Raw genomic sequence first — 1,211 nt, forward strand, 5'->3', positions numbered from 1 at the left:
GATCTGGCGAGGTTTGCGAAGACTCATCGATATTCAACTCGGCTTTGAACTCGCCAAAAATTGTGGGTAATCGAAAGGGGACTGACCACCCCGCCCTGCGGTGTGCCGCGCTCCCGTGGTACACGCGTGCCATCCTCCATCTCGAACGGCGCGATCAGCCACCGCTCGATGTACAGAAGAATCCAGTTTTCCTTGATGTGGGCGCGCACCGCCTTCATCAGCAGCCCATGATCGATTTGATCGAAGGCCGCCTTGATATCAAACTCCACTACCCAGTCGTATCGCCAGCAGCGTTCACGGGTAATTGCGACGGCCTGCTTCGCTGATCGTCCGGGCCGATACCCATAAGAGTCCGGATGGAAGATCGTGTCGAGGTTCGGCTCGATGATAAGTTTGACGACGGTCTGCGCGACACGGTCCGTGACCGTGGGGACGGTCAGCGCGAACTGCACAAGTGCTCAACGAGCATTTGGGATTGGCTGAGATTCGTCACCCGTTCCATCCCCTCAGGGGCCAACGCTTTCCCGTTCTGAAGGAGCGCCGCGTCGCAGGCACCGAGACATTGCTTCTGCGCGATACAGAACGCGGCAGCTTTAGCATTGCGCGCGAATGGACCGACTGGGGCACACCGACTGTCCACGACGACGCCATCGCGCCCGTGTGCTGCTTCGATCTGGGCATGTTGTTGGAGCTGGTCACGTTGATCGACCAGCTTGCCCCATCCAGGAAGTCGTCGAACAAAGGAGCTTGATCAATGCATCTCCTTGTCCTAATATCAGACCAGTTTTCAACGTGGTCCGCCAATGGAAGATATTCCGTCGTCCACTTTGCGCAGACGCCGCGCGCAATTGCTGAAGCAAATGCCGGCGTTAGAGACACTCTTGCGCGGCTCTCTCATCGAGCGCTACAAGCGCTGCGGCAAATCGGGCTGCAAGTGTGCAGACGGCCCCGGCCATGGCCCCAAGTACTACCTATCCGTGAGCTTTCCCGGCCGCCGGCCGCAAATGGACTACGTGCCGCAAGCCGATTACACCAACGTCGCCGAGCACCTGGCGAACTATCACCGCGTTCGCGAGATCATCGAGGAGATCTGCGAGATCAACCGCGAACTATTGCGTCGCCGCGAGGCGCTCTGAGGGGCGCCGGTGAGCCAGCCGTCGCTGTCGCTCGCCAATTTCATCGATCCGCAATCGGCCGGCGTACTCATCGCC

At 59.3% G+C, this 1,211-nt stretch carries 3 protein-coding genes; 2 read left to right on the plus strand and 1 reads right to left on the minus strand.

The genetic code is table 11. The features are described from left to right. Positions 1-23: 23 nt before the first annotated feature. Positions 24-452 carry a reverse transcriptase domain-containing protein gene (locus AWB67_RS38190; protein ID WP_200821871.1) on the minus strand — a complete coding sequence of 143 codons (429 nt, stop codon included), beginning with the start codon at positions 450-452 and terminating at the stop codon, positions 24-26. A 2-nt stretch (positions 453-454) separates the two neighbouring features. Here AWB67_RS38190 and AWB67_RS38195 point away from each other — a divergent pair, with 2 nt between their 5' ends. Both AWB67_RS38195 and AWB67_RS38200 read left to right on the plus strand, forming a co-directional pair. Then, on the plus strand, positions 455-751 hold the full coding sequence (locus tag AWB67_RS38195; protein WP_087660892.1) for a Y4bD/Y4pK family protein: 297 nt from the start codon (positions 455-457) through the stop codon (positions 749-751). Between the two features lie 52 nt (positions 752-803). Next, a complete protein-coding gene (locus AWB67_RS38200) occupies positions 804-1,136 on the plus strand; it encodes a DUF6788 family protein (protein WP_062644440.1) in 333 nt (110 codons plus the stop codon). The last annotated feature ends 75 nt before the right edge of the window (positions 1,137-1,211 follow it).

The organism is Caballeronia terrestris, from assembly GCF_001544515.1.
Taxonomy (GTDB): domain Bacteria; phylum Pseudomonadota; class Gammaproteobacteria; order Burkholderiales; family Burkholderiaceae; genus Caballeronia; species Caballeronia terrestris.

What these genes read in the sequence shown, in the direction of transcription:
- AWB67_RS38200 (WP_062644440.1), top strand. Translation starts at nt 804, where the DNA reads ATGGAAGATATTCCGTCGTCCACTTTGCGCAGACGCCGCGCGCAATTG.